Raw genomic sequence first — 26,996 nt, forward strand, 5'->3', positions numbered from 1 at the left:
AACCCGGGCATTCCGGGAGTGTCGCGGCACCACAAGTGCAAGATCGACGCGGTGTGGGGGCGGTGGGGGCGGTGGGGGCGGCGGGGGGTCAGGGGGTTATGTGGCGGGCGGTGTGGAAGGCGTAGATCGGGGACACCTTCACGCCGCCGCGCTCCGTCGACGCGTGGACCATGCGGCCGCCGCCGATGTAGATGCCCACGTGGCCCGAGGACGGGAACACCAGGTCGCCCGGGCGGAGTTCGGCGCGGCTCACCGGGCGGCCCCGCCCGACCAGGCCGGACGTGGAGCGGGGCAGGTTGATGCCCGCCCGGCGGTACGCGGCGACGACCAGGCCCGAGCAGTCGAACCGGTCGGGGCCGGCGGAGCCGTAGCGGTACCCCTTGCCGACCTGGGCCAGCGCGAAGCCGACCACGCTGCCGTCGCCGGTGCTGACCTGCTGGACGGGGCGGGGGCGGCCGGCGTCACGGATGCGCGGGCGGTTCGGCGGGGATGTCGTGCGCGGTTTTGCGTTCGCCGGTTTCCGCTGCGCCCGCGCGGCCCGGGCGGCCTTTTCCGGGGCGCGGGCCGGGTTGACGGCCGTCGCTGCCGGTGTGCGTTCGGCGGGTAAGCGGCGGGCCGGGAGCAGTTCGGCCAGGCGGTCCGCGCGGTGGGGCTCGAACGAGCCCACGGAGACGTACGGCGCGAAGTCGGAGGTCGTGCCCGCGGCCGGCGCCTGGGCGAGCAGTGTGCCGCCGACGGCGGAGCAGGCGATGGTGCAGAGGGTGGTCGCTGCCGCGACGTTGCGGCGTAACGGATAGCTGGTCAGCGGGACTCCCCGTTCGGCCCGGGGCTCTCGTGCGCTTCCCGGAGGCGGTGCCCGCGCACGGCGAGGCGCCGTGCGCGGGTCCGCGTGGCCGGTCGTCGAGAACGGCCGGCCTCCGGAAACCCGGGCAATGATCGTTGCCGGAGCCAGATTGACACAGCTTGCCGCTGAAATGGGCAATTTGCGCAAATCCCATTGGCGCCCGCCGCGCTGCACCGGCGCAAGAAGGCTCGCGAAGTCAGGCTTCCCCGGGGTCCGACACATCGGCGACGGTGGCTCCCAGCGCCGCGATCGCCGCGTCGGCGTCGACCGCGAGCGCCACCCCGTGCGCGCCGCCGCCGAGCGTGATCTCCCGGCCGCGGACCCGCTCGTCGGCGACGACCGGCCAGGCGGTCGTCGAGCCGAACGGCGTGATCGTGCCGCGCTCGTAGCCCGTCGCCTGCTTCGCGGTCGCCGCGTCCGGCATCGAGATCCGGCTGACCCCGAGCAGCGCCCGCAGCTTCGGCCACGAGATGACCCGGTCGCCCGGCACGAGCACAAACCGGAAGTCGTCGTCGGCCAGCCGGACCACGATCGTCTTCACCACGTCGGGCACCGCGACCCCGCGCGCCGCGGCGGCCTCGGTCAGGCTGCGCACGGGGCCGTGCTCCACGATCCGGTACACGATGCCGCTCGCGGCCACCCCGTCGATCGCCGGATTGCCCATTCCCCCACCTCCGGAGCGCACGACGACCGAGCGGTCGCCGTCGAACGACACCACGACCATCGTCCGGCGCTCCACGACCGTGCCGGGCGCCGGATCCTGGGCCGTCACCACCCACGCCGACGGCGGGTCCAGGACCACCAGCGGCGGCCCGTCCGGGTCGACGCCGGAGGCGAGCACGCCGGCGTGGTACGCGCGGCTGTGCGCCTCCCGCGCGGTGAGGCCGACCAGGTCGGGCACCACGGCCCGCTCCAGGTCCATCGTGCTACCCGACCAGCGGGCGCACGCGCTCGGCCACGAAGCGCACGAAGCCCTCCGGGTCCGGGTCGTCGGGCGTGGGCTGCAGGATGACGCTGTCGGCACCGGCCGCCGCCCAGCGGTGCACGGCCTCGGCGATCACGTGCTCGTCGCCGACGACGGTCACGTCGGCGGGGTTGCGGCCCTGGTAGCCCCAGCGCTCCCGCTCGGCGGCCATCCGCTCCGAAGCGCCGTCGCCGGTCGCGGTGTGCAGGTAGACGACGATCGGGTGGGCCGCGGAGCGGCCGGCCGCTGTGCGGCCCTCGTCGACGAGCGCACGCCCCGCCCGTACCGCCGCGACATCCGTCCCACCGGTGAGGATGGTCCCGTCGGCAACCTCGCCGGACAGCCGCAGCGTGCGGGGGCCGACCGCGCCGACCAGGATCGGCGTCGCCGCGGTCGGCGGCCAGTCCAGCGCCACGCCTTCGAGGCGAACGTAGCGGCCGGCGGTCGTGACGCGCTCGCCGGCCAGCAGGGCGCGCAGGGCGACGGTGTACTCGCGCAGCAGGGTCACCGGCGACTCGACCCGCGCGCCGACCTGGCCCATCCAGTCCTGCACGCCGTGGCCGACGCCGATGAGGGCGCGGCCGGGGAACAGCCGGGACAGCGTGGCCACCTCCATGCCGGTGAGCGCCACGTTGCGCAGCGGCACCGGCAGCAGGCCGACGCCGACGCGCATGGTCGAGCTCCAGGCGAGCGCGGCGGACGCGGTGGCGATGCCGCTCTCCAGGAAGCAGTCCTCCCACAGCCACAGCTCCTCCAGCCCGGCCTGGTCGGCGGCCTGGACGACGGACCGGAGACGTTCGGGCGGCAGCTGGGGCAGGAACACGGCACCGAGAGTCGTCATGGTGGCCAGTCTGTCACGCAGATCGCCGCACACCGGTTCATAAACAGTTTTGACGGTACCGAACGTCGATGTCCTTTCATCGATGTTCCCCGTTCAATGCGCGGGCTCCTAGCGTCTTCGCAGCCCTCCGGGGTCGGCGCCGACCGGCCCGGCCCCGGAGCCGGCCACCCCCAAGGAGGTCTCCACCGTGTTGCGAAAACTCCCCATCGTCGTGCTCGCCGCCGTCCTGGCGGCCGCCGGCACCACCACCGCGGCGCAGGCCGAGGCGCAGGGCGCGATCCTCTACGCCGACAGCCCCGACGCGGTGCCCGGCCGGTACATCGTGACCGTCAAGGATAGCGGCCGGCGCACCGAGCTGTCCAAGCGGTACGGCCAGGCGCGGCACCTGTTCGACAACGGGTTCTCGGGCGCCATGAGCGCCGCGCAGGCCCGCCGGCTGGCCGCCGACCCGGCCGTCGCGAGCGTCGAGCAGGTCCAGCGGATCACCGTGCAGGACACCCAGAACAACCCGCCGAACTGGGGCGACGACCGGATCGACCAGGCGAGCCTGCCGCTGAACCAGGCGTACACCTACCCGGCGAACCCCGGCAAGGGCGTCACCGTCTACGTGCTCGACACCGGCCTCAACGCGAGCCACGTGGACTTCAGCGGCCGGGTCAAGCCGGGCACCGACATCGTCGACGGCGACTCGAACCCGGCGGACTGCCACGGCCACGGCACGCACGTCGCGGGCACCGCGGTCGGCACCACGTACGGGGTCGCCAAGCAGGCGAGCGTGGTGTCGGTGCGGGTCCTGGACTGCCAGGGCACCGGCACCAACGACGACCTGATCGCCGGCATCAACTGGGTGCGCACCAACGCCCAGAAGCCGGCCGTGGCCAACTACAGCATCGGCTGCGGCAGCCGCTGTACCAGCCAGGCCATGGACAGCGCGGTCACCGCTCTCGTCAACTCGGGCGTGCAGTTCGTCCAGGCGGCCGGCAACAACGGCGACGACGCCTGCTACTACAGCCCGCAGGCCGTCGCGGCGGCGATCACGGTCGGCAACTCGAACAGCTCCGACCAGCGCAACTCGACCAGCAACTACGGCTCCTGCCTGGACCTGTTCGCGCCCGGTACCAGCATCGTGTCCGCCTCCTACTCGAGCAACACGGGCAGCGCCACGATGACCGGCACCTCGATGGCGTCGCCGCACGTCGCCGGGGCGGCGGCGCTCTACCTCGGCGCGAACCCGAGCGCCACTCCCGCCCAGGTGCGCAACGCGCTGGTGACCAACGGCACGACCGGCAAGATCACCAGCCCGGGCAGCGGCTCCCCGAACGTCCTGCTCTACACGGGCTTCATCGGCGGCGGAAACCCCGACCCCGGCAGCCCGTCGGTGACCAACCCCGGCAACCGCGCCACGCCGGTGGGCCAGGCCGTCGACCTGCAGTTGCAGGCGTCCGGCGGCACCAGCCCGTACACCTGGAACGCCTCCGGCCTGCCCAACGGGCTGACCGTCGGCGCCGCCACCGGCCGGATCACCGGCACGCCCACGACGGCGGGCACGTCGAACGTCACGGTGACGGTCACGGACGCCGCGAACAAGACCGGCCAGGCCACCTTCACCTGGACGGTCACCTCGGGCGGCGGCTGCTCGCCCACCCAGCCGGTCGGCAACCCCGGCTTCGAGAACGGCACGTCCCCGTGGACCGCGACCGCGAACGTCATCGGGACGTGGACGCAGTACCCCGCGCGCAGCGGGACCCGCAACGCGTGGCTCAACGGCGGCGGCCAGGTGCAGACCGACACGCTGTCGCAGGCGGTCGCCTTCCCGGCCGGCTGCACCAGCGTGACCCTGCGGTTCTGGATCCGCATCACCACCGCGGAGTACGAGAACGTCGCCTACGACCGGCTGACCCTCACCGTGGGCGGCACGACCGTGGGCACCTGGTCGAACCTCGACAAGACCACCGGCTACGTCGAGAAGACCGTGGACGTCAGCGGCTTCGCCGGGCAGACCGCCACGATGAAGTTCACCGGCGTCGAGGACTGGTCGTTGCAGACCAGCTTCGTCATCGACGACGTCACGGTCACCGCCGCGTAGTCGTCACTCCCACTCCCAGCGCATTCCGACGATTCCCGGGGGCACATCTGACGCGATCAGGTGTGCCCCGTTCGTCGAGCCGATCCAGGCCTCGCCGACGCCCTGCTCGGGCGCGTTGAGGGCCCGCCGCTCGAAGCGGTGGCAGCGGGCCGGGACCGCCTCCGCGTCGAACTGCACCTGCATGAGGTACTCGGTCACCGGCACCGCGAAGCCGCGGTAGTAGCGGCTGGCCGGGACGCTGGACTCGCTGAGGTACTCGTACTCGACCACGACCGTCTCGCCCTGGGTCAGGATGCGGTCGAAGATGATCTCGGCCGCGACCAGGCCGGCGGTCGGCACCGAGCGGACCCGCCCGAGCCGGCAGTTGCGCACCGGGTGCACCGTCACCGTGGCGTCCAGGTCGTCGGTCTCGAAGATGGCGACCGTCCGCGACACCCGGTCGACGTTCGCGCGCAGCACCTGGCGGACCGTCAGGCCGCGCTCCTGCCGCTGGGGGCCCACGTGGTACAGGTCGTGCAGGCTGAGGCGGGTGAGCTCGTGATATCGCCAGCGGTCGAGATCGCCGAGCATCTTGGTGACGCCGCTGTGGTCGGCGAACAACCGGTCGATCTCGATCGTCCCCGGCGGGCGGCTCAGCCAGCGGCCGCGCGGCCGGCGGGGGCCCAGCTGGACGATCAGCGACTCCTCCGGCAGGGACAGGATCTTCTCCAGCAGCCGGACCGCCTTGATCGAGTCGGGGCGCTCCGGCCGGCTGCGTCCGCGCCGCCAGTACGACAGCGTGGTGAGGCTGACGTGCACGCCCTCCGTCGAGAGCCGGTCCTGGATGTCCTCCAGCCGGATCCCGCGGTCCTCGATCGCGAGGTGCAGCGCGGCGGAGAACGGGCCGGTGCGCAGGGCGTGCGCCAGGTCGCGGCCCATCGATTGCTCCATGCCCGCTGAGTATTGCCGGGAGCCGGCGGTGACGCCACCGCCGGCTGTCGACGGCGGTCTATCCGCGGACGCGCACGACGTTGTACGTGGTCTCCGGCGTCGGGACCTCGATGTTGAACCGTGCGTTGACCGCGTAGAGGTGCGAGCCGAACCCGGCGACCGTCGCCGGGATGTCGAACCGCGGGTGGGTGATCTCCTCGGCCAGCTCGGCCTTCCGGAGGCTCGGGTGCAGGCGGAACTTGGCGATGACGTTGAAGAAGTTGCGGACGACGTAGAGGTGCTGGCCGCGGCGGAGCAGGCCGTCGCCCTGCAGGACGCTGGCCCCGCCGAGGTCGATCCGGCCGGCGGTGCCGCGCTTCGGGTCGAAGGAGAGCAGGCGGTCGGCGAGCATCTGGACGATGATCAGCCGCCCGTCCGGCGTCGCCTCGATGCCGTTGTTGAAGCCGGCCGCGTCGCCGAGCTCGCCGGGCAGCCGGATGGTGCGGACGGCGTCCTGGCCCGGAAGCTGGTGCTTCCGCAGCGGTACCACGTACAGGAGCGGCTGGTAGGAGTCGGTGAAGTAGGCCGCGTCCTCGGTCACGACGACGTCGTTGACGAAGGTCCCGTTGAAGCTGTACTGCGCGAGCGTGCGTCCGGTGGCGCTGTAGACGGTCGCGCCGCCGGTGCCCGCGCCGGCTGCCCAGAGGCGTCCATGGCGGTCGAACTCCAGGCCGAGGGCGGCCTTGTCGGTGTTGTGGACGAGCGTCGATCCCTTGCCGGTGGCGATGTCGCCGCGGTAGATGGCGCCGGTGGCGAGTGACCCGACGTAGAAGGTGGTGCCCGGGCCGGCGGTGATGCCTTCCGGCTGGAATCCGGCCGGAAGGTCGATGATTTCCGGGAACTTGCCGCTGGAGTTCGCGGTTCCCGCCGCGGTCGCGGCCTCCGGGATCATCAGGCCGGCCGCGACGCCGGCCGCGCCGGCCAGCAGTGAGCGTCTGTGCATGAGGTCCTCCCCGATCAAGATCTCATTGCGGACCGGAGAATCCTATCGTCAATTGCCTATTCGTACATGACGACGCCGGCCGGCGGGACGGTGATCTGGACAGACTTCCCGTTGCGGCGCTCGACGCGGGTGAAAGTTCCCTCCAGGCGTTGGTCGCTGTGGTACCGGCAGGTCAAGGCGTCGCCGGGGTCGTGCAGGTCATCATCGACGGTGACCCATGCGGTCCGCTCGGCGGCGGGGTCGGTGTTGACGGCGACGAGCACCTCGTGATCGGCGAAGATGCGCGACCACGGAAGGAGGCCGCGGGCCTGGGGGTTGTCGAAGCGGACGCCGTCGGTCGACACCGACCTGAGGTACTGCCGGCCCCGCCGCAGCGCCGGAGTGCGTTTGCGCAGGTCGAGAAGCCGGGCCAGGGCCAGGTAGACGGGGTGCGTCTCGTCGAACGCGTGCGCGCCGCGGCTGCGGAACGGGCCGAACTCGCCGCCGAACATGGCCTCGCGCAGGTACCGGTCGTCGCCGCCCTCGCCGTCGAACAGCTGCTCGCTGCCGTAGTAGACGCAGGGGATGCCGAGCGTGGTGGCGTTGAGCGCGAGGGCGACCGTGGTGAGCTGGGGGTTGTTGCTGGCGAACCGCGCCTTCCACGGGCCCTTGCGGACCTGGTCGTGGTCGTCGTAGCCGGTGACCACCTTGTCCCGGAACCAGGTGTGCGACTCGCGGCCGACCTGGAGCGAGTTGCGGAAGAGGTCGAAATACTCCTTCGGATCGGCCTGCCCCTTGGCGACCCGCTCCAGCCGGTCCTGCACGTCGGCGATCCCGAGCGCGGCATCCATGCCGATCTCTTCCAACGTGCGGTACGCGAATGCGCGGTCGCCGGTGATCTCGGCGATGAGGTAGAAGCGCTCCTTGCCGATGGACTGCGCGAACTCGTGGATGGCCGACGCGAAGTACCGCGCGGCGCCGGGGTCCATGTGCTTGACCGTGTCGACCCGGAACCCGTCGAGGTCGGCGAACGCGATCCAGTACTGGTAGGCGCGGGTCAGCACCCGCAGGGCCGGCGACGGGCGGTACTGGTCGGTGGGCCCGGTGCCGAGGACGATGTCCTTGAGGCCGGCGAAGTCGCCTTCGAGGTACTCCGGGTATCGATCCCAGTTGACGATGCGGCCTTTGGCCGAGAACGTGCCGGGCCGCTGCAGCTCGGCCGGCCAGACGGCCCCGTCCGGCCAGGCCTCGGGCACGCTCGCGAACGGCAGCGTCGGCTTCCCGCCGGCGTCCCGGAACCCCCGGACGTCGTAGGCCGACCCCATCCAGACGGGCCGATTGTCGGGCTCGTAACCGAACACGTCCCCGGCGTGGTTGAGCACGACGTCGAGCACGACCCGGATGCCGTGCTCGTGGGCGGCGGCAACGAGGTCCTTGAGTTCGTCGGCGGTGCCGAAGTGCGGGTCGACGTCGAGGAAGTTCTGCGTGCCGTAGCCGTGGTAGGTGTCCTGGTTGGCAACCTGCTTGAGGATCGGGCTGATCCAGACGGCGGTGACGCCGAGCCGGGCGAGGTAGCCGAGCCGCCGCCTGATCCCGTTGAGGTTCCCGCCGCACCACCGCTCACCGGCGTCCCGCCACCGCTGCGCGTCCTCCTCGGTGGCGACGGCATTCCCGCGATCGAGGGGCGTGATGACCGGCCGCTCCAGCCCGTCGTCGAACCGGTCGACGAGCAGGAAGTAGAGAACCTCGTCCTCCCAGGCGGCGGGGGACGGGTGAAACTCGCGCCGCGTCAATGCCGCGAGATCGATGTCGGCCGCCCGGCGCAGTTCCATCGCCCATCTCCGTCCCGGTCCCGGCGTGGTTTTCGGCGTCTTCGATCTTTACACGCGCCGGTGTGATCCGCGCTCCGCTTCCCGTTCTGTCGTTCCTGCCGCCGTTCCGTTCGCCGTTCCTTTGCTCGGTACGTCGACCGTGGTCGATTCTGATGGTAGACAGGGTGCCATGGCGGAGCGCGTGCTGGAGCAGTGCCGGCGGTTCAACGACGGGGTGCGGACGGGAGAGTGGGACGGCTACATCGCGGCGTTCGACGAGGACGCGACGCTCGACATCGTGGGCGATCCCGGTAGCCCGTACCGGGGCCGCGAGGCAATCATCGAGGCCTATGCGGCCGACCCGCCCGACGACACGATCACGGTGTCGTCGGTCGAGACCGACGGCGATGTCGACGTGGCGCGGTTCGCCTGGGACAAGGGCGGCACCGGCACGCTGACCGTCCGGTGGGCGGGCGGGCGCATCGCCGACTTCCGCGTCGCCTTCGACTGAGTCGGCTGACTCGGTGCTCGCGCCCGGCGGCCTTGCGTTCGGGGGGCAGCGCTCGCGCCGCGCGGCCTTGCCTTCCGGGGTCAGCGCTCGCGCCACTCGGTCAGCAGCGCGGCCTCCCGCTCCGGGGTCAGGCGCGCGGGCGGCGGTGGGAGCGGGTGGCGGATCGCGTGATCGTGCGTCTCCCGGATCGTCGCGGACAGCGGGCGCGGTGACAGGCCGGCCGCCAGCGCCGCCGACGGGTCGGCCAGGTTGCCGGCCGCCTCGGGATCGAACGCGGACCACAACGGCAGGCTGTCGGCGTCGACGCCGCGGTCACCGAGGAAGTCGGGATCGACCCACGTCAGCGTCGTGCCCGGCGGCCCCACTTCGACGACCATCGCTTCCAGGAGATCGCGGAACGGGAACGGCGGCCTGGGGTACGCCGTGTGGAACACCCCGGCCTCGCGCCGCTCGATCATGTCGAGGGTCCAGCTCGCGAGGTCGCGGGCGTCAATGACCTGGACCGCGGCGCCGGGCGGCCCGGGGGCGAGGATCTCGCCGCCGCGCGCGACCCGCTCGACCCACCAGGTGAACCGGCACAGGTGGTCGTACGGCCCGACGACGTAGGTCGGCCGCACGATGAGCGTCCCGCTCCCGAACCGTTCGTGGGCGACGCGCTCGCAGGCCGCCTTCAGCCCGCCGTACGTCTCGTCGGTGATCTCCTCGATCGTCGGGTCGGGAAGCTCGCGCAGGGCCGCGTCCTCGGTGAAGCCGGGCGGCGGGTTGTCGTAGACGGAGACGCTGGAGATGTAGACATATCGCCCACCACGCTCGTCCAGCGCGTCGGCCAGGTCGCGCACCTGCCGCGGGAGATATCCACTGACGTCCACGGTCACGTCCCAGGAGCCGTGGCCCAGCCCCGAGAGGTCCCCGTTGCGGTCGGCGAGGATGTGGGCCGCCTGCGGAAAGAGCCCCGCGCCGCTGCGCCCACGGTGCAGCAGCGTGACATCATGCCCGCGACCGATCGCCTGCTCGACGATGTGCCGCCCGACGAACCGCGTTCCCCCGACAACGAGCATCCGCATCGCTCACCCCCGCTTTCCTGGCCCATCCCATCACGGGCGCCGACCGCACGCACAACGCCTGCCCATGCAGGGGTGCGCCACCCCACATCGAAACGGTCAACCTCGGCCACGCCTACACGAAGCGCGCGTAGTTCTCAGGCGGTGGAGAACAGGCTGGGGCACGTCGACCGGTAGTGCCCGGGTTCGCGGCAGTTCCCGCATCGGCGCTGCCGCGGTGTGGTCGCCGGCGCGGCCGGCGACTCGGCCGGGCGCAGGTCGTCGAAGTACCCCTGGACGCCGAGCGCCGCGGCGGCCGAGCGCAGCGATCGCAGCTCGGCCGTGGTCAGCACGTCGTCGGCGAAGGCCGCCTCCCGCATCGACTCCAGGAAGCGCTGGTTGAGCGCGGCGACCTGCGCCGAACCGAACCCGGCGGTGCCGGCCAGCTCGGCCAGTTCCCGCGCCTCGTCGCCCACGATCCGGCCGTCGGCGAGCGCGGTCGAGAGGCACGACAGATACCGTTCGGCGTCGGCGTCGCCCGCGTCGGCGGCGCTCATCGGCAGCCGGGCGAGGATCGAAGACATCCATCCATCGGTACCACGGCGAAGCCCGACCGCGCGGGTGCGCGGACGGACGCCGGTCCGAGGCGCGAGCCCGAACGCCGGCGCACTCAGCGGCCCACAGGAGTAGCCGAGCCGGTCGCGATGCTGGGCGAGCATCCGTGGCAACAGGGCGGCGACGGCGGCCACAGGAGCGGCCGGCCGTGCGCCCGGTTGAGCTGGTCGACCAGGTCGCCGGGCCCGGTGGGTTCGAGCGCGAACGCGTTCTGCCCCGTGGTGTCGGTCATGACCACATCGGCGACCGGCTGCGCCGGCAGTTGCGGCGTGTCGGGCCGGCGGTTCGGCATCGTCGCGCGGTACCGCACGCCACCCGCGCCGACGCTGACGTAGTTGGCCCGCAGCCCGGCTCCGACGCGGAAACCGGGCACCCCGGCGCTCACGCCGATGCCGCGGGGCGAGAGCGTCAGCCGGAACGGCCCTGCCTTCAGGCTGGTACGGATCCGCAAGCCCATCGCGCACCTCTTCTCGCACGTGACGACGCCGTCAGGTGCGACAGGCTATTCGCGTGCGCGGTCCGTCATCCTCGGGCTGACGGTCAGTGCTGGGTCACGCCGGCCCGGCCATCGCCGACGAACGGCCCAGGCAGTCCGGTTGCGCTTGGTCATACCCGCTGTGGGCGGCAATCCCAGTGCGGGAGTTGCCGCCCCAGCCCTTTCGAACGATGGGCGGGTTCAGCCGGCGAAGCGCTCGTCGATGTCTTTGATCGAGTGCGCGGTCGCCGCGCGCTCGAGCCAGCGGTCGAGCTGGTCGTGGTCGGTGCACGCCGCGATCTGCTCGCGGACCGCGTCCGGCACGTCGACGCCGCGGCTCTTCAGCACCAGGAGCAGCGCGCGGGCCTCGCCTTTTGCCTTGCCCTGCGCTTCGCCCTCGCCGTAATAACGGCGGGCGAAGTCGCTGTGGTACTTGGGGCCATGGGATGTGGTGGTCATGAACTCCTCCAGGCTGGCGCGGGCGGCTGGCGACAGCGCCATGAGTACCAGGTCACACGACCGCGAGCACCGTCCGGCGCTCGTCGTGGAGTGTCACCACCGCGTCGGCGCGGTACTCGGTCGGCTTGACGTCGTTCAATTCGTTGGTGGAGAGCCGGGCCTCCTCGAACGGGGGCAGGTCGAACTTGACCAGATCAGGCCCTCGGGTGAACGGGGGAGGTGCGGGGAGCCGAACGTACCGCCTATTGCCACAACATTGGCCGTGCATGCTTTTCTTTGCGGCGTATTGACGCTCAACGCTGGCCGAAAGGGTCGTTCAATCCGGGTCGCGTCCTGTTAAGAAATGCGGGTAACCGCAACGCGAACGGGGGAAAGCGGCGTTGTCCATTCGTATGCTCGTGCTGATTGTCGTTCCGCCGCTGGCGGGGCTCGTCCTCGGGTATCTGCTCGGCGGGCGGCTGGCCGGGTTCCGGGCCATTCGAATTCGCGGTCTCTGGCTGCTGTGGCTGGCCGCCGGGCTCCAGGCCGCGCATTACTACGTGCCCCTCGTGCGGGAGCTCGTCAGTGACCGAACGATGCTCGCCGTCGTGTTCGCGCCCGTGCTCGGGTGGCTCGTCGTCAACCTCCGGCAGTGGCCCGCGGGCATTCGTGCCGCCGGGATCGCGATCGTGCTGGGCGCCGTGCTCAACGCCGTCGCGATCGGGTTGAACGGGCGGATGCCGTACTCGCCGGCGGCGGCCGAGGCCGCCGGGCTGCGGCCCGGAATCACCACGCCGAAGAATGTGCCGGCCGGCGAGGAGACGCGGCTGCGGTACCTCGGCGACATCATTCCGATCGCTCCGCTGAAAAAGGTCGTCAGCCCCGGCGACCTTCTGATCAGCGGTGGCTCCTGCGCGCTCGTGGCGCTCGCCATGCGACGTTACCGCCGGGCGGAAGTTCCGCAAGTCCGAAACCCGATTCCCGTAGGAGGTGACCTATGACCGCAACGATTTCCTGGCGTCGCGTGGTGCTCGCTGTTTTCACCCTCGCGTCGCTCGCGACCCTGCTGTACACGATCGGGGCCCCGCACGAGCACGGCGGCTGATCCCGGAATTCCGAAATGGAGTCGACGATGACCGCGACGATTTCCTGGCGCCGTGTCGTGCTGGCGATGTTCACGCTCGCGTCGCTGGCGACCCTGTTGTACACGATCGGCGCCCCGCACGAGCAGGGCGGCTGATGCCGCGCCGCATCCGGAGGTCATGCACCGCGTGGTCTCCGGCTGCGGCGACGCCGTACGCTGCGCGGTTGTGCAGAACGTCAGGGTCGGCATCGGCGTGTTCGTCATTCGCGACGGACGGTTTCTCATGGGGCGGCGCCGCGGCGCGCACGGCGCCGGATCGTGGTCGGTGCCCGGCGGGCACCTCGAGTTCGGCGAGTCGTTCGAGCAGGTGGCGGCCCGTGAGGTGGCCGAGGAGACCGGCCTGGCGGTCGTCGGTCTCCGCTTCGGCGGGGTGACGAACGACGTCTTCGCCGACGAGGACCGGCACTACGTGACCGTCTGGATGCTCGGTGACTGCCCGGCGGGCGAGCCCGAGGTCCGGGAGCCCGACAAGTTCGTGGACCAGGGATGGTTCGGCTTCGATGGCCTGCCGCAGCCGTTGTTCCTGCCCTGGGTACAACTGCTTCGATCCCCGTTTATCGACGACATTCGTCGTCAGGTGGCGGGCTGAGGTTGGTGGCGGCTACGCCGCGCGGGTGATGAGGGCGTGCATGCTGCGCCTCGCGAGCTCCATGCGGATGCGGCGGTCGCTGCGCGGGTCGGTCATGGTCGGCACGATCGGCTCGCCGATAACGATGACCATCGTTGGCTTGCGGCGGAACACGCGGCTCACGCCCGTCGGCGGAGTGAAGCGGATCGACAGGGGCACCAGCGGTACCCGAGCCTGAGCCGCCAGGTGGAATGCGCCGCGTTTGAAGTCGCGCAGGCTCGTGTCGTAGGGCTTCAGCTCACCCTCGGGGAAGAAGTGCACGATTCTTCCCTGCGCGAGGAACAGCTCCATCTCCGAGAAGAACAGCGGCAGGCCGGCCGAGGTCTGCGGTACCGCCACGCCGCCGAGCAATCGGACCAGGGCGCCGTACCAGCGGTTCGCCAGATTGATCGGCGCCGACGTGAAAACCGGGCGGCGGGGGAACAGCGCGAGGCCGACGAGCGCGCTGTCGAGCAGGTGGACATGGTTGCACACGGTCAGCGCGCCGCCGGATCGCGGGAGGCGGTTCACGCCTTCCGTGCGCACGCCCAGGATCACGCGCGTCCAGAGGAACAGCAGCGGGATCGCGATCGCGTAGTAGAACGCCGTCGAGAACAGCCGGTACGCGCGCCCGGCGTACCCGGCCGGCGCGTCCGGTGCGCGGCCGGCCCGCGCGTAGACCCGCTCGATCGCCTTGACGCTGCGGTCGACGGAATAGAGCTCGGCGTAGCGGGCGTACGTTTTCGACGCCGTCTCCAGCGCCGCCGGATCGTCGATCCAGTGGTCGATCCGCTCGGCGAGCGACGACGGGTCGCCGGAGCGGAACAGGTTCTCGGGGGTGAGCGCGAACTGGCCGGTGGCGCTCCGGCGGCTGTCGGAGATGACGGGCACGAGCCCGCAGGAGAACGCCTCCATGCACGACAGGCCCTCGATTTCGACGTCGGAGGCGTGGACGTACAGATCGCAGCCGCGGATCAGGTCGACGAGATCCTCCTGCGAGTAGTAGCCGAACTCGGCGGGATTCGCGAGCTTCGAACCCATGCGTCGCAGGCGTTTCTCGCTCGGGCCGTGTCCCGCGAAGTGCAACCGGATCCGCCCGGCATGGCGGGAACGACGCGCCGCCCGGATCAGCACGTCCTGCCGCTTCTCCGGCGAGAACCGGCCGACCATCAGGATCCGGAACGGTTCGTCGTCGTCTCGCGTGCGCGCCGGTCCCGGCCGGAACGCGCCGCCGACACCGTTGGAAATGACGTGGAGCCGGGCCCGGTACCCGTGCTGGCGCAGTTGCGCCGCGATGAACGTCGACGGGCAGTGGATGTCGCTGAAGCGCCCGTAGAACAGGATGCGAAGCAGGGCGTAGACGAGATGGGCGGCGGGGCGGAACCAGCCCAGCCCGACGTTGTACGTGATGTTCTCCGGCTGAACGTGGAACGCGGCCACGGCCGGCACGCCGAGCTGCCGGGCAATGCGTTCCGCGGCGCGGCCGAGCGGCCAGGGCTGGTAGATGTGCACGACGTCGGCGCCCCGGATCGCATCGACGAGCACTTCCCGGACGGGTTTGCCGAATACGGTGTTCTGCCGGTGCGCCAATTGGCTCGCGATCGGCACGACCAGCTCCGGCACCCAGTACATCTCGGGCCCGGTGACGCCGCCCGGTTCGCCGCACGCGACCACGCGCACGGTGTGCCCTCGCGAGATGAGGCTCGCGGCGAACCGCATCGCCGAAATCGTCGTTCCGTTGTTGCCGACATTGAACGTGTCGCTGATCAACGTGATAATCATGTGCCCCCGCCGCTTTCCCGGGCTCCGCTCGACTGATGGGTCTTGGCCGGAGTCGGCAAATCAGGGCGGTGAGGTCAAACCCGGCAAATCGGCGGCGCTCGCGGGCGCGGCGCATCGACAGCGTCGACGCGGGCGTACGAACATGCGGACATCCCTGACCCAAACGAGTGATCAGCACGCTATCCAACACGTTTCGACCGGTCAATCTTCCCGTTGTCCGGGTGCTTGATGCGCCGGTTGCGGGGTAGTCGCGCGTATGACGATCACCGCGACGGAGTGGACGGCACACCGCCTGGCTGTCGAGGTCGACGAAGCGTTCGAGGACGCCGTCGCCCGCTACGAGGCCGCCGTGCCCGAGTACCCGGCGGCGCGCTTCGACCAGCTCGTGGCCGACCACGCCGACTGGCGAACCGTGCTCGACCTGACCGACGAGATCGCCCGCCACGGGTTCCTGATCTATTGGAAGTTCACCGGCGACTCGGTCTTCGCCCTCGCCGGCGACACGGCGCGCTGGGCCGCCTACCTGATGGGCAACCACACGATCGCCGAACGGATGGTCCGCCACGACCCGGCCGCGATGCTGTACGCCCCGCTGCGCGTCGTGATCTCGCAGGCGCCCGGCGGCCCGACGCGGATCTCGACCGACCAGCCCAGCCGGCAGTTCGCGTCCCTGGACGATCCGGACATCGCCGCGGTCGGCGTCGAGCTGGACCACAAGCTCGGCGCCCTGCTCGAGGCGCTGGACTGGCCGGTGCCCACCTGCCTCACGGAAATGCCGTGAAACGCACCGGCGCGCGGGCGTCAACGTCTGGCTCGACGTCGGCGCCCACGCGCCGGAAGTTCTTCGAAGGTCACGCCACGGTGGTCGGGTAGCCGGAATCAGACGCCCGGCGCGCGGTATTCGACGCTCTGATGCACCGCCTGGTCGACCTCCGCCGGGGTCAGCAGCGCCACGGTCTTGGTGGTAGCGCCGCCAGATGAACCAACCGCGAGCGCCACCGCCGCGGCGGCCTTGTTGTCCGGCAGCTCGCAGATCACATACGTGTCGTTGTCGCCGAAGCAGAAGTCGAACGACTCCAACTGTCCGCCGGCGCTTTCGGCCATCCTCCGGACTGCCTCGACTCGTCCGCTGCCGCCGTCCTTGAGCAGTCCGCGAAGCCCGTCGGCCGTGAACGTCCCCTGGATCATGAATCTGGGCACAGAGATCACCCCCTCAAAACCGAGCGTAATCACTGGAGGCGCGCCGGCCCAACCGCTCGGCGCAGCTAGCGGGGCTGGATGTTGTTGTTGAGACGGAAGCGATTCTCGGGGTCGAAGTCACGCTTGATCCGGGCGAGACGATCGAGATTCCGGCCGAACGCCGCCTGCCGGGTGGCGCTGTCGAGCTCCCGGTCTCCGCCGAAGTTGAGGTACGTGCCGGCCGCGGACGGCACCCGCTGTACCTCATGGAAGGCATCCCGCACCCAGTGCATGGTCGCGGCGTCTTCCGCGGCGTCGGTCCAGTTGCCGTCGATGCTCACGATGTAGGCGGCGCTCCGGTCGCCGAAGGCGGTGTCGGCCGGGCCCATCCGGCGCACGGCGCCGCCCAGCTGCGGCGCGTGGACCAGCGTGCGCGGATGCGGCCGGTGCAGCCCCCGGCGCAACACCACGTCGAGCACGTCGTCGCCGAGCTCGTTCAGGGTCACCGACTTCCAGTAGCTGCGCAACTGTCCCTTGGGGAACATGAAGTCCAGGCTTCGCTGTACGTCCCGGAAGGATGCCGGGCCGCTCAGGTCGGCCAGGGGCGTGCCGAACCGGCCGACCGGCCGGAGGGCGGGCGCGCCGTCGTCCGGCGAGCCCGCGTGCACGGCCGCCACGATGAGCACATCCCGGTTGTGTACCTCCCGCGGCAGCAGCGGCGTCGCGGGCATCGACCAGAGCATGACCCGGCTGGTGACCTCGTCCGGCAGGCCGGCGGTCCAGTCGCGCCAGGCCGGCAGGATCTCGTTCGCGTCCGCGGCGGCGTACATCGCGCAGCCGAACATGACGGTCGGTCCCACCGGATGGGCCTGGAACTCGAACGCGGTCACGACGCCGAAGTTGCCGCCACCGCCCCGCAGTGCCCAGAAGAGTTCTGCGTTTTCGGTACCGCTGGCCCGGACCAAGTGTCCGTCGGCCGTGACGACCTCGGCCGCGATCAGGTTGTCGCAGGTGAGGCCGTACTTGCGATGGAGCCAGCCGAGCCCGCCGCCCAGCGTCAGGCCGGCGACGCCCGTCGTCGACATCACGCCGCCCGGCACGGCTAGCCCGAACGCCTGGCTCTCGCGGTCGACGTCGGCCAAGGTCGCCCCGCCCTGGACGCGGACGGTGCGCTCAGCGGGGTTCGTCCAGACCCCGCGCATCGCGGACAGGTCGATCATCAGCGCGTCGTCGCTGACGCTGTGACCCGCGATGCCGTGGCCGCCGCTCCGCACGGCGACCAGCAGGTCACGCTCCCGGGCGAGGCGCACGGCGTCGATCACGTCCGCCGCGCCCGAGCAGCGGACGATGAGTCCGGGATGACGGTCGAACATGCCGTTCTGCACGGCACGGCTCTCGTCGTAACCGGGATCCTCGCGGGTGACGAGCGGGCCGTGGAACATCGCCCGCAGCTCATCCAGTTGTGGGTTGGTGAGTTCCGTCCGGCCCCCGTTGAGCAGGCTGAGCCGCACTGTCATTTCGGCTTCCCCCAGCGTCGACGTCCGCGGCGTGTCTGCCCGGGGCGATCTGGACGAAACCGTCAGACCACTCGCGTCACTGCCGCGGCATCGCCGGCGACCAGCGCACCGGTGGAGCTCCGGCCGCCACGAGCGCCGCGTTGATCCGGCTGAACGGTCGGCTGCCGCGGAAGCCGGACGGGTTCATCGGGCTGGGGTGCCCGGCGCGCAGCACGACGTGCCGGTCGTTCGTCACCAGCGGCGCCTTGGCCTTCGCCGCCGCGCCCCACAGCACGAACACGACGCGGTCCGCCCTCGCGTTCAGCGCCCGGATCGTGGCGTCGGTGATGTTCTCCCAACCGCGCCCCTTGTGCGAGTTGGGGTTGCCGGCGCGGACGGTCAGCACCGCGTTGAGCAGCATCACCCCCTGCCGGCACCAGGCGGTCAGGTCACCCGACGGCGGCGGGTCCACCCCCAGGTCCTCGCGCATCTCCTGGTACACGTTGTGCAGGGAGGGCGGGACCGGGACACCCGGCGGTACGCTGAAGCTCAGTCCGTGGGCCTGTCCCGGTCGGATGTACGGATCCTGGCCGAGGATGAGGACCCGGGTCGCCGCGAGCGGGGACAACCGGTACGCGGCGTAGATGTCCTGCTTCCGCGGATACACCGTTTCGGACCGGTACTGCTCGACGACGAACGAGGACAGCGCCGCCACGACAGCCGGGTCGACGTACGGGGTGACCGCCTCACGCCAGTCGTCAGGCAGGAAGTCCAGCAGGTACACGGGCTTCGCCGACACGGTCATGGCCGCAATCTATACGCTGTCAGAGCTCAAGGAAGTACCGCACCACGTTGCGGATCTCGCCCAGCTCCCCGACGAGTTGAAGGGCCACACCCGATGAACGCACGTGTCGTCAGCCCCGCCGGCAAGGGGTTCGTGTTCCTGGACGCCCACCCGGCCGGCTGCGCGGCCACGGTGGACCGGATGTGGCGCGATGTTCCCGCCGGTCCGGTGCCGGCCGGGAGCCGGCCGACCGCCCTGGTCGTGGGCTGCTCAGCCGGGTACGGGCTGGCCGCCACCATCGCCGGCCTGGCCCGCTACGGAATCCGCGGCGTCGGGGTCTGCCTCGAGAAGCCGCCCACGCCGCGCCGGACCGCCACCGCCGGTTGGTACCGCGTCGCCGCCACCGCCGAGCTGGCCGGGGACGATTTCGTGTTCGTCAACGGCGACGCGTTCAGCGATCAGACCAAGGAGCAGGTGACCAAGCTGCTCGCCGAACGGTTCGGCCCCGTCGACCACCTGATCTACTCGGTGGCCGCTCCGCGGCGTACCGACCCGGACACCGGCGAGACGTACGCCTCGGTCCTCAAGCCGCTCGGCGCGGTACACACCACCAAGACCCTCGTGTTCGACGACGGGATCCCGGTGGTCAAGACGGTCACCAGTGAGCCGGCCACCGAGGAGGAGACCGCGCAGACCGTCGCGGTCATGGGCGGCGCCGACTGGCGCCGGTGGCTCCGTCATCTGAGCGCGGCCGACCTGCTCGCCGACGGGGTCACCACCGCGGCGCTGACCTACATCGGCTCGCCGCTGACCTCCGGGATCTACCGGGCCGGCACCATCGGCGCGGCCAAGGCCGATCTGGAGGCCACTGCCCGGGAACTCCACGCTCAGCTGGCCGCCCGCGGTGGGCGGGCGGTCACCAGCGTCAACGGGGCCGCAGTCACTCAGTCGTCGACCGCCATCCCGGGCATCGCCCTCTACGTCGGGCTGCTGCGCGCCGTGCTCGGCGGCGCCATGGTGTCGCCGACCGCCCAGCTGGTGCAGCTGTGGGACCAGCTCGTCGGCGCGGCCGAGCTGACCACCGACGATGCGGCCCGCGTCCGGCTCGACACGTGGGAGCTGGAACCCACCGTGCAGGCCGCGATCGGTGAGCGCTGGCGCGACGCCACTTCCGAAACGATCGCCGGCCTGGCCGACGTGGACTGGTTCGCCGGCGAAGTGCGCCGCCTGTACGGCTTCGACGTGCCCGGCGTCGACTACAGTCTGCCGGTCGAGACCGAGATCCCCTGGCCGGCCACTTCCTGACCCGCAGGCGCCGGCCCGACTTGCGATGGACGTTCCGGAGCGGTTCTGGTCGGTGCTCGAGACGCACGGCCGGAGCCAGGCGAGCCTCCTCGCTTGGCTGCGCGAGGCGTCGGAGGACGAGATCGTGGCGTTCCAGCTGGCGTACGAGCTGGCGGCGGAGGAACTCGCCGACTACTGGGACGGTCGAGCGGCTGGACGAGTCCTGAGCTACCGGCCGCGGGCGCGCCACTCCGGGCGCCGCGCCGAGGGTCTTGCCGTGGCCGGGGGTGGCGTCGCACAGCTTCGTGGTCCGTCGTGCGGCTGCCGATCCTCGGCTGCGTCACTGGGGGCCCCGCATGGTCAGGCGGAATCTGCACCACCCTGGCCGTCCCGCACATGGCGCCGGGGTGCGGGCAGCGTGCCGTGGGTGATCGCACGGACGACGAACGCCGCGGCCGACCGTGACGCGCTGCGCCTGGTGTCGTCGGTGAGGCCGCCCGCGCCCCAGTCCGAGATGCCCTTCACCATGATCCAGCCACATCCGTTGCTGGCCGCGGCGGCATACAGCCCGGTCAGCTCCATCTCGCCGGCCGAGGCCTCCGGAAACTCGCGGCGCAGGTCGCTTCGGAAGGCCGCGCTGTCGACGAGGGTGTTCGATGACAGTACCGTGCCGAAATGGACCCGGGGGCCCGTCCAGCGATGCGTCGCCGCGCGGAACGCCAGCAGCAGCGCAGTGGTGGACTGCACCCGCTCGCCGCGCCAGAGGATCCGCTCCGTGCCGCCGCGGTCCGTGACCCGCCGATGATCGACGCCCTGCACGAAGTCGGAGACGATCACGTCGCCGAGCTCTTGGTCGCCGCCGTCCAGCTCGCGCGACCACAGGCCGAAGCAGATGCCGGCGAGCACGACGTAGTCGACGCCGAGCTGCGCGATCAGGCCGCTTGCCGTGAGCGTCATCGAAGCCGGCGTGGCGGTGCCCTGCGCCGCCTGCGCGAGGAAAATCTCCGCCGGTCCAAGGCGGCCGAGGCGGAAGATCGGGTAGCTGCCCGCCGTGTCCGGTTCGGCGGCGGCCCCGCCGGCCTCGGCGAAAGCCTCGATGATCGCGTCTCGCTCGGTATCCAGGACCACGGTGATGAGCATGCGCACGGAAGCCTCGATCGTTGTGCCGATGTGCCGGTACCTCATCGCTCGCCGTTCGCGATGGTAACGGGCCTGTCGCCAGATGGCGACGCCCACGCTGAAGAGCACCACCAGGCCCAGCAGCCGCATGAGCCAGCCGAACAGCCGCGCCTGCCCGGTGGCGGCGACCAGCCCGCTGTCCTGGAAGAACATGTTGCTGACCTGCCAGTACACCGCGTCGAGCCACGTTGCCGGCCGATCGGCGCAGTCGCCGCGGTCGGTGCAGTCGCCCCGTTCGCCGTTCGCAACGAGCACGGCGGTGACCGCGAGGGCGAGCATCGTGGCGACCAGCAGCAGCGCGACGCCGCCCAGCGGTCGCTGCGCATCGGGGTTCGGCGGCCGGAACTGGCGACCGTCGCGCACCACGAAGACGCCGGAATGGATGGGATCGGCACTCACCACGGACGGCGCGGTCGTGAGCGCCCGGCGGGCTTCCTCGGTCGTGACGCCTGATTCGAGGCACATCAATACATGTGTGCCGTCGGCCGGGTCCGGCCGCATGCTCGCGGCGGCGAGCTTCCTCGACCGGTCGAGGGCGGCCCGCATCAGCCGGTCGAGGTGCGCCGCGTCGCTGACATGGCACAGCGTGACGGTCCAGTGCAGCCCGCGGGCGCTGTCCTCCGGCGAGACCCGCAGGCTTCGTGGAAACCGGATCAGCCCGAAGCCCAGCTGGACCGTGACATAGAGCAGCGCGAGCAGGATCAGGAAGAGGCAGGCGGCCAGGCCGACCCCCGGCACGAACGCGACCGGCACGCTGAGCATCAGCGCCGCGAACGCGGGCACGGCGAACACCAGGTGGTCCCACCACCGATCCAGCCGGGCGAGCCAGCTTCGCCCGGCGTCACTACCCGCCCAGTCCCGCTTGCGCGCGATCGGCGGCTCGATCACGGCGAACTCGCCGGCCGACCGCCAGACCAGCCGGCCGTCGCGCGCGGCGGCGGACAGCAGCAGGCCCAGCGGCGGCCGGGATCGATGGATCGCGGTGCCAGGCGGCCGGACCACGTCGCGGACCTGCCGCCAGAACGGCGACGACCGCACCGACCGGGCCGCCTCCCAGCAGCCGCGCCAGCCGGGTGGGCGGGGCGGCCCGAGGGGAGCGGGGGAGGAGGCCAGCACCAAGCCATGGTGCCCTATGCCGCGGCTGCGCACGCAGGTCGTGGCGCTCGACATGCTGCGGACGTCGCGTTACCAGCGGCGCTCGCGCCACTCCGGAAGCGACGCGCTCGACGGTTGGCCAGGCTTCGCAGACCGCTCAGATCCTCGGTTCGCACCGTGGCGCCGGCCTTCAGCGGTCGCAAAATGGTCGGGCGAGCGCGAGGTCGGCGTCCACTCGGCGCAATAAGTCGAAACCCCACGTGTTGACGCCGTCCAGGTCGACCTCGTGGTAGATGCGAGCTGCGAGGTCACGCAGCGAGCGGGCGAGCCGGGCGTACTCGAGGTGGGTGAGGTCGAGTCGCTGCGCGCCGTAGGCGTGCAGGAAGCGCACAGGGTCGGGTCCGCACAAGGCGGCGAACAGGTCGTGCTCGCGCGGTGCCAGCATCGTCTGACCCCAGTCGAGCAGCGTCGCGACGCGACCGTCGCGGTCGACGAGGACGTTGTGAGGGAGCAGGTCGTGGTGGCACACGATGTGGGGCACGTCGATCGCGCGGGCCCGTTCGATCACCGCTTCGAGCCGGTCGACGTTGGCCATGACCTCGTCGCGGCGGTCGACGATCCACGGGTGGTCGTGCCGGTCGCGCAGCACCTCGATGCACCACTCGTCCATATCGGTGCGGGGTAGGACGAGGTCGGCGATGTCGTGCACGGCGCGCATCGCCCGTGCGATCGCGTCGGCGTCGTTCCACGTTGCCTGGCGGCCGTCGACGAACGGGAACAGCGCGTAGCGCCGGCCATGGTGCTCGGAGGTGTACGAGCCGTCGAGCGCTTGGTGCGCCGCAGGAACGGGGAAGCCCCGAGCCGCCAGCTCAGCGGTCAGCGCCAGCGCGGCGTCGCTGTCGGGCTGCTGACGCCAGAGTTTCACGAACCAGCGCCCGTCGGTGAACGCATCCGCTTCGAACCCGCCCGGATGCGGCCCCAACTCGCCCACCTCGACACCGAAGGCGTCGCGGACCTGAGTCGTCGTCGGCGGGGTTGCTTCGCTCCACATCGAACCAGGACGATACCGCTGCCGAGTCCTGCCGGTCGACGTCTTTTGCGAGTATCGGCGCGAGTGGCCGTGGATCTGCATGACCCGCCCGTGCCCACAGCGATTGCGGCCACGCGCCGGCGGGCTGCAGCACCTCAGCCCATCCAGCCTTGCTGTTCGGCCTCCTGGAGCCGGCCGGCGAGATCGGCATGGATTTCCTCCAGCCACGGCAGCTGAGCCGGGTCAACCCGAAGGTGTGGGCATCCGGTCGGGTTTGTTGTCCGCCGGGACCCCGGCGGCCACACGCGCGAGCGGAGCAGTCAGGTTACTGAGCCTGGGGTGGCGATCCACGCGGCTGGCTGGCCCGTCACCTTGACGATCTCGTCGAAGTCGTGGTCGTAGTGAACCAGCGTCAGGCTGCTCAGTTCGGCGGTCGCGGCGAGGAGCAGGTCCACCGCTCCGGCCGAGCGGTGCGTGCCGCGGGCCGTCATGGCCGCCTGGATCTCGGTTGCGCGGCCGAAGGTCCGGTCCGGTGTCGCGACCCAGCTGAACGTGGCGTTGAGCAGCTCCAGCCACTCCTCGCGATCGGCCTTCGACCTGGCGCTGTGCAGCAGCTCCAGCTCGGTGATCGGGCAGATGCCGATGACGCCGGCGGTGATCTGCGGCTGCCACCGGGCCCGGACGTCGCGGTTGCGCAGCAGTCGGACCACCGCACTGGTGTCGACCAGGAACCGGGCCGGGGTCATGCGCGATAGGTCGACTTGTCCAGGAGCTCGTCGAATGCGCCGGCTTCGCCGAGCTCGGCGAGACGCGTGAGCGCCTTGGCTCGCCGCAGCTGCTGCGCGGTCGAGCGTAGCGCGGTGTTGACCGTGTCCTTCTTGGTCTTGGTGCCGAGGAGCTCGGACGCCTCGGCGAGCGCTTCATCGTCGATGTCGATGAGTACCTTGGTCACAGCGCACCGCCCTTATATACCGTCTCGTGCTTCAGTATATACGGCGCCGCCGGGCTACCAGCCCCTGGCGCGCCACTCCGGGATCGACGGGCGCTCGGTGCCCAGCGTCGAGTCCTTGCCGTGGCCGGGGTGGATCACCGTCTCGTCCGGCAGGCGGCCGAAGACCTTCTCCTCCAGGTCGTCCATCAAGGAGTTGAAGTCCGTCGGGTTCGTCGTCCGCCCGGGACCGCCGGGGAACAGGGCGTCGCCGGTGAAGAGGTGGCCGCCCTCCTGGCCGTAGTACAACGCTATCGAGCCTGGTGTATGGCCCACCAGGTGGATCACCGACAGGGTCAGGTCGCCGAGCCGTAGATCTTCGCCGTCCACCAGGGTGCCGGTCACCACCGGGATCCCCGGGGCGTCGGCCGGGTGGGCCAGGGACTCGGCGCCCGTTGCCGACACCACCTCCGCGAGGGCCTGCCAGTGGTCGGGGTGGCGGTGGGTGGTGACGACCGACGATATGCCCTCCGGGCCGATCAGGGGCAGCAGGCGCGACGGCTCGTTGGCGGCGTCCACCAGCAGGGCCGCGCCGGTCGAGGTGCAGCGCAGGAGGTACGCATTGTTGTCCATCGGGCCGACGGACAGCTTGGTGATCGAGAGGCTCATTTCCACTTCTCCAGCGAAGGCAGGTCGCCCGTCAGGCCGGTGCCGTCGCTGCGGCCAGTCAGCCAGGCGGCCAGCAGATGAACCGGGCCGGTCACCGTCGGAGCACCCGCCACGGAAAGCAGGCAACGGCCGTCCGGGGAGTGCAGCGTGGCCGGCCGCGGGGTCGACGGGTCGTGCAGGAGGCGCTGCGGGAACGACTCCGGCCAGTCCGCCGGGCCGTAGCCCGCGTCCAGGTCCACGTGGTGCAGTTCTACCTCGCAGATGCGCGACCAGACCACCCGGGCCGCGGGGATCGGGGTGCCGGACGGGAGCTCGACGGTCACTGACCACGCCTCGGCGGGCAGGTCGTCGATCGCCGCGCGCAGGCGGGCCACGGCGGCGACCAGGTCGTCGAGCTGCTCCTGCGGCGGCCGGCCCGACCCGGACCCGATTTCCCCGTCTCGTACCGCGGCCGACGCGTACGCCGGCGTCCGCACCCCGGTGCGGGCCCAGGTGAGCAGGTTGACGTAGGCGTCGGCGTTGCGGGCCAGGTGGGTGACCACGTGGCCGCGGGTCCAGCCGGGACAGAGGGACGGCGCGGTCAGGCCGTTGCCGTCGAGCGTGCGGACGGTGCCGAGCAGGCGTTCGGTGGCGCGGTCGAGCTCGGCGTCGAGGACCAGCGGATCAGCCGTCACGCGGAACAACCCTACCGGTGCCGCACTCCGACCGCAGGCGGCAGGTCGCCGACCGACCAGTGCAGCTCGTCCTCCCAGTCGGCCACGCTGAGGTCGACGGTCTCGAAGGACAGGCGGGCGCCGATGGGCTTGCCGAGGTACCCCGCGAAAAGATCGTGGACGACGACCAGGCGCTGCCCGACCGCGGCCGCCGCCGGGTCGTCGTCGGCGGCCGGGCGCACCTCGAGCCGGCCGTAGATGCCCATTTCGGCGTCGGTCCCGCGCTCCTCGACGATCACGTCCAGGATCTCGTCCTCGGCGCCGACGTGGAACCCGTACGACGTCCCGCCGAAGGTCAGCCAGAACCGCATGAGCGAGTCCTCCTGGCCGGGTGAGACGTGCCACTGGACGTCGGCCCGCTCAAGGCGGAGTCCGACGGCACTGGCCAGCACATGCGAGGGGAGCACGCACCCGACCATAGTCGCGATATTCGGTTTCGCGGCACGGACGCGCTACCTACCGTGGATTTCCGAACATCAGTACGTCAGGAAGTGTGGATGACCATCGACCTGTCGGCCCTCGGGTGGGACGACGACTTCGCCGCGGCCTACGCACGCCGCCACGACCTGCCGGGCCAGCGGCCCGCGCGGGTCAGCCGGGTTGACCGCGGCATTTGTACCGCGTTGTCGGCCGACGGCCCGATCCGCGCCAGCCTGGCCGGGTCGCTGCTGGCCCGCGCCGCGCAGGATCCGGCGGCCCTGCCGTGCGCCGGCGACTGGCTCGTCGTGCGGACCTGGCCCGACGAGCGGGTGACGGCCGAGGCGGTACTGCCGAGGCGCACCGCCATCGTCCGCGCCGTGGCCGGCGAGGAGTCCTTCGGCCAGCTGCTCGCCGCCAACGTCGACGCGGTCGCGGTCGTGGAACCGGTCGACCCGTCGCCCGACATCGGGCGTATCGAGCGCCTGCTCGCGCTCGCCTGGGAGTCGGGGGCGAAACCGCTGCTCGTGCTGACCAAGGCGGACCTGGCGGCCGACCCGGACGCGCTCGCCGCGCAGATGCCGGGCCGGGAGTCCGGCGTGTCGGTGCACGCGGTGAGCACGCGGACAGGCCTGGGCCTCGACGCGCTGCGCCCGTTCGTCGCCCACGGCCGCACGCTCGGCCTGCTCGGGCAGTCCGGCGCGGGCAAGTCGAGCCTGGTCAACGCGCTCGCCGGGGCGCCCGTCATGCAGACCCAGGCGCTGCGCGCCGACGGGCGCGGCCGGCACACGACCACATATCGGGCGTTGGTGCCCATGCCGGGCGGGGGAGCGGTCCTCGACACCCCCGGCGTGCGGCTCGTCGGCATGTTCGACACCGCTGCCGGCCTCGACCGGGCGTTCGCCGACGTGACGGAGCTCGCGGCCCACTGCCGGTTCCAGGACTGCCGGCACGCCGAGGAGCCGGGTTGCGCGGTCCGGGCGGCGGTCGAGGACGGCACCCTCAACGCGCGGCGCTTCGCCCATTGGCAGAAACTGCAGAAAGAGCAGATGCTTGCATCGGTACGGCGGATGAAGCGCGAGAGCCGCAGCAAAGCCAAGCGGCTGGCGCGCCCATAGCCGGGGCGGCGCGTCCCCCGTTCGAGTGCGTCGGGCGCGGAAAACCCCTGGGTGA

At 71.2% G+C, this 26,996-nt stretch carries 28 protein-coding genes and 1 pseudogene; 7 read left to right on the top strand and 22 right to left on the bottom strand.

The window, feature by feature from the left end; genetic code table 11:
• Positions 1-88: 88 nt before the first annotated feature.
• The 3 genes from IEZ31_RS05805 to IEZ31_RS05815 form a co-directional block, all read right to left on the bottom strand.
• Positions 89-667 carry a C40 family peptidase gene (locus IEZ31_RS05805; protein ID WP_190248694.1) on the bottom strand — a complete coding sequence of 193 codons (579 nt, stop codon included), beginning with the start codon at positions 665-667 and terminating at the stop codon, positions 89-91.
• A gap of 373 nt (positions 668-1,040) precedes the next feature.
• Positions 1,041-1,508, bottom strand: a complete 468-nt coding sequence (locus IEZ31_RS56105; protein WP_229834370.1) for an aminoacyl-tRNA deacylase — start codon at positions 1,506-1,508, stop codon at positions 1,041-1,043.
• 262 nt (positions 1,509-1,770) lie between these two features.
• Positions 1,771-2,649, bottom strand: a complete 879-nt coding sequence (locus IEZ31_RS05815) for an LLM class flavin-dependent oxidoreductase (RefSeq protein ID WP_190248696.1) — start codon at positions 2,647-2,649, stop codon at positions 1,771-1,773.
• A 187-nt stretch (positions 2,650-2,836) separates the two neighbouring features.
• Between IEZ31_RS05815 and IEZ31_RS05820 the strand changes: the two genes are divergently transcribed.
• Positions 2,837-4,735 carry a S8 family serine peptidase gene (locus IEZ31_RS05820; protein WP_229834287.1) on the top strand — a complete coding sequence of 633 codons (1,899 nt, stop codon included), beginning with the start codon at positions 2,837-2,839 and terminating at the stop codon, positions 4,733-4,735.
• Positions 4,736-4,738: 3 nt separating this feature from the next.
• Here IEZ31_RS05820 and IEZ31_RS05825 read toward each other — a convergent pair whose 3' ends face one another.
• Genes IEZ31_RS05825 through IEZ31_RS05835 form a run of 3 tightly spaced genes read right to left on the bottom strand, consistent with a single transcriptional unit; the run spans position 4,739 to position 8,458 of the window.
• Positions 4,739-5,665 carry a hypothetical protein gene (locus IEZ31_RS05825; protein ID WP_190248697.1) on the bottom strand — a complete coding sequence of 309 codons (927 nt, stop codon included), beginning with the start codon at positions 5,663-5,665 and terminating at the stop codon, positions 4,739-4,741.
• A gap of 58 nt (positions 5,666-5,723) precedes the next feature.
• Positions 5,724-6,647: an SMP-30/gluconolactonase/LRE family protein gene (locus IEZ31_RS05830; RefSeq protein WP_190248698.1), complete on the bottom strand. Its 924-nt coding sequence runs from the start codon at positions 6,645-6,647 to the stop codon at positions 5,724-5,726.
• Between the two features lie 56 nt (positions 6,648-6,703).
• Positions 6,704-8,458: an alpha-amylase family glycosyl hydrolase gene (locus IEZ31_RS05835; RefSeq protein WP_190248699.1), complete on the bottom strand. Its 1,755-nt coding sequence runs from the start codon at positions 8,456-8,458 to the stop codon at positions 6,704-6,706.
• 169 nt (positions 8,459-8,627) lie between these two features.
• On the opposite strand from IEZ31_RS05835, the gene IEZ31_RS05840 reads away from it, so the two are divergent.
• Positions 8,628-8,948, top strand: a complete 321-nt coding sequence (locus IEZ31_RS05840) for a nuclear transport factor 2 family protein (protein ID WP_190248700.1) — start codon at positions 8,628-8,630, stop codon at positions 8,946-8,948.
• 80 nt (positions 8,949-9,028) lie between these two features.
• Here the strand turns inward: IEZ31_RS05840 and IEZ31_RS05845 are convergent, their stop codons facing one another.
• The 5 genes from IEZ31_RS05845 to IEZ31_RS05865 form a co-directional block, all read right to left on the bottom strand.
• Positions 9,029-10,012: an NAD-dependent epimerase/dehydratase family protein gene (locus IEZ31_RS05845; protein ID WP_190248701.1), complete on the bottom strand. Its 984-nt coding sequence runs from the start codon at positions 10,010-10,012 to the stop codon at positions 9,029-9,031.
• A gap of 134 nt (positions 10,013-10,146) precedes the next feature.
• On the bottom strand, positions 10,147-10,572 hold the full coding sequence (locus IEZ31_RS05850) for a zinc finger CCHC domain-containing protein (protein WP_190248702.1): 426 nt from the start codon (positions 10,570-10,572) through the stop codon (positions 10,147-10,149).
• An 86-nt stretch (positions 10,573-10,658) separates the two neighbouring features.
• Positions 10,659-11,060 (bottom strand): DUF4236 domain-containing protein, encoded by a 402-nt coding sequence (locus tag IEZ31_RS05855; protein WP_190248703.1) that lies wholly within the window; start codon positions 11,058-11,060, stop codon positions 10,659-10,661.
• Between the two features lie 219 nt (positions 11,061-11,279).
• A complete protein-coding gene (locus IEZ31_RS05860; RefSeq protein WP_190248704.1) occupies positions 11,280-11,579 on the bottom strand; it encodes a hypothetical protein in 300 nt (99 codons plus the stop codon).
• A 10-nt stretch (positions 11,580-11,589) separates the two neighbouring features.
• Positions 11,590-11,805, bottom strand: coding sequence for a hypothetical protein (locus IEZ31_RS05865; RefSeq protein WP_190248705.1), 216 nt, complete (start codon positions 11,803-11,805; stop codon positions 11,590-11,592).
• A gap of 130 nt (positions 11,806-11,935) precedes the next feature.
• Between IEZ31_RS05865 and IEZ31_RS05870 the strand changes: the two genes are divergently transcribed.
• Complete coding sequence (locus IEZ31_RS05870) at positions 11,936-12,517, top strand: DUF5317 family protein (protein ID WP_190248706.1); 582 nt, start codon at positions 11,936-11,938, stop codon at positions 12,515-12,517.
• 309 nt (positions 12,518-12,826) lie between these two features.
• Positions 12,827-13,249, top strand: coding sequence for a nucleotide triphosphate diphosphatase NUDT15 (locus IEZ31_RS05875; RefSeq protein ID WP_229834294.1), 423 nt, complete (start codon positions 12,827-12,829; stop codon positions 13,247-13,249).
• A gap of 12 nt (positions 13,250-13,261) precedes the next feature.
• Here the strand turns inward: IEZ31_RS05875 and IEZ31_RS05880 are convergent, their stop codons facing one another.
• Positions 13,262-15,049, bottom strand: coding sequence for a glycosyltransferase (locus tag IEZ31_RS05880; protein ID WP_190248708.1), 1,788 nt, complete (start codon positions 15,047-15,049; stop codon positions 13,262-13,264).
• Positions 15,050-15,305: 256 nt separating this feature from the next.
• On the opposite strand from IEZ31_RS05880, the gene IEZ31_RS05885 reads away from it, so the two are divergent.
• Positions 15,306-15,830, top strand: coding sequence for a DUF302 domain-containing protein (locus IEZ31_RS05885; RefSeq protein ID WP_190248709.1), 525 nt, complete (start codon positions 15,306-15,308; stop codon positions 15,828-15,830).
• A gap of 98 nt (positions 15,831-15,928) precedes the next feature.
• On the opposite strand, the gene IEZ31_RS05890 is transcribed toward IEZ31_RS05885, so the two are convergent.
• The 3 genes from IEZ31_RS05890 to IEZ31_RS05900 form a co-directional block, all read right to left on the bottom strand.
• Complete coding sequence (locus IEZ31_RS05890) at positions 15,929-16,237, bottom strand: GYD domain-containing protein (protein WP_229834296.1); 309 nt, start codon at positions 16,235-16,237, stop codon at positions 15,929-15,931.
• Positions 16,238-16,314: 77 nt separating this feature from the next.
• Positions 16,315-17,745 (bottom strand): FAD-binding oxidoreductase, encoded by a 1,431-nt coding sequence (locus IEZ31_RS05895; RefSeq protein WP_190248710.1) that lies wholly within the window; start codon positions 17,743-17,745, stop codon positions 16,315-16,317.
• 76 nt (positions 17,746-17,821) lie between these two features.
• The gene (locus IEZ31_RS05900; RefSeq protein WP_190248711.1) at positions 17,822-18,529 is read right to left on the bottom strand and encodes a uracil-DNA glycosylase; all 708 of its coding nucleotides are present in this window, start codon (positions 18,527-18,529) and stop codon (positions 17,822-17,824) included.
• 93 nt (positions 18,530-18,622) lie between these two features.
• On the opposite strand from IEZ31_RS05900, the gene fabV reads away from it, so the two are divergent.
• A complete protein-coding gene (gene fabV, locus IEZ31_RS05905; protein ID WP_190248712.1) occupies positions 18,623-19,813 on the top strand; it encodes an enoyl-[acyl-carrier-protein] reductase FabV in 1,191 nt (396 codons plus the stop codon).
• 339 nt (positions 19,814-20,152) lie between these two features.
• On the opposite strand, the gene IEZ31_RS05910 is transcribed toward fabV, so the two are convergent.
• The 7 genes from IEZ31_RS05910 to IEZ31_RS05940 form a co-directional block, all read right to left on the bottom strand.
• Positions 20,153-22,087 carry a 5'-methylthioadenosine/S-adenosylhomocysteine nucleosidase family protein gene (locus IEZ31_RS05910; RefSeq protein WP_190248713.1) on the bottom strand — a complete coding sequence of 645 codons (1,935 nt, stop codon included), beginning with the start codon at positions 22,085-22,087 and terminating at the stop codon, positions 20,153-20,155.
• Between the two features lie 169 nt (positions 22,088-22,256).
• A complete protein-coding gene (locus tag IEZ31_RS05915; protein ID WP_190248714.1) occupies positions 22,257-23,117 on the bottom strand; it encodes a phosphotransferase enzyme family protein in 861 nt (286 codons plus the stop codon).
• 299 nt (positions 23,118-23,416) lie between these two features.
• Positions 23,417-23,842: a PIN domain nuclease gene (locus tag IEZ31_RS05920; protein ID WP_190248715.1), complete on the bottom strand. Its 426-nt coding sequence runs from the start codon at positions 23,840-23,842 to the stop codon at positions 23,417-23,419.
• Positions 23,839-24,048, bottom strand: a complete 210-nt coding sequence (locus IEZ31_RS05925; protein WP_190248716.1) for a type II toxin-antitoxin system VapB family antitoxin — start codon at positions 24,046-24,048, stop codon at positions 23,839-23,841. The genes IEZ31_RS05920 and IEZ31_RS05925 overlap by 4 nt, the downstream gene beginning before the upstream one ends.
• A gap of 54 nt (positions 24,049-24,102) precedes the next feature.
• Positions 24,103-24,693, bottom strand: coding sequence for an MBL fold metallo-hydrolase (locus IEZ31_RS05930; protein ID WP_190248717.1), 591 nt, complete (start codon positions 24,691-24,693; stop codon positions 24,103-24,105).
• Positions 24,690-25,367, bottom strand: coding sequence for a maleylpyruvate isomerase family mycothiol-dependent enzyme (locus tag IEZ31_RS05935; RefSeq protein ID WP_190248718.1), 678 nt, complete (start codon positions 25,365-25,367; stop codon positions 24,690-24,692). Before IEZ31_RS05935 ends, IEZ31_RS05930 begins: the two co-directional genes overlap by 4 nt.
• Before the next feature lie 11 nt (positions 25,368-25,378).
• Positions 25,379-25,813: a hypothetical protein gene (locus IEZ31_RS05940; protein ID WP_190248719.1), complete on the bottom strand. Its 435-nt coding sequence runs from the start codon at positions 25,811-25,813 to the stop codon at positions 25,379-25,381.
• 90 nt (positions 25,814-25,903) lie between these two features.
• Here IEZ31_RS05940 and rsgA point away from each other — a divergent pair.
• Positions 25,904-26,996 (top strand): annotated as a pseudogene (gene rsgA, locus IEZ31_RS05945) (ribosome small subunit-dependent GTPase A).

This window comes from Dactylosporangium sucinum (genome assembly GCF_014647515.1).
GTDB lineage: Bacteria > Actinomycetota > Actinomycetes > Mycobacteriales > Micromonosporaceae > Dactylosporangium > Dactylosporangium sucinum.